The sequence below is a fragment of the Flavobacterium aquariorum genome (assembly GCF_003254745.1).
Lineage (GTDB): Bacteria > Bacteroidota > Bacteroidia > Flavobacteriales > Flavobacteriaceae > Flavobacterium > Flavobacterium aquariorum.
Genome location: NZ_QKXH01000042.1, coordinates 1 through 255, shown reverse-complemented (window position 1 = coordinate 255; position 255 = coordinate 1). Strand labels below are relative to the sequence as shown.

At 42.0% G+C, this 255-nt stretch carries 1 protein-coding gene; it reads left to right on the top strand.

Going from position 1 to position 255, the window contains the following annotated elements; genetic code table 11:
- On the top strand, positions 1-255 hold a 255-nt coding region (locus tag DOS84_RS18915), incomplete at both ends, for a 6-phosphogluconolactonase (protein ID WP_207802084.1).

Below are 255 nucleotides of genomic sequence, written 5' to 3'. Positions count from 1 at the left end.
ATTCCAAAACAAGATTGGTGGCATTGGACCATATCACGAGAGTGGCGGCAAGCGGCGATTTCAAAGGGTTAAGCAATACTCCAAGAACAGCAATCACATTAGGTGTTAAAAAAATAATGGAAGCCAAGCAGGTTATTCTGATGGCTTGGGGAGAAGGAAAATCGAACATCATAAAAGCCTCTGTTGAAGGCACGGTCACCAATCAAATACCAGCTTCCTTTTTGCAGGAACACAAAAATGCTATTTTCGTTTTGG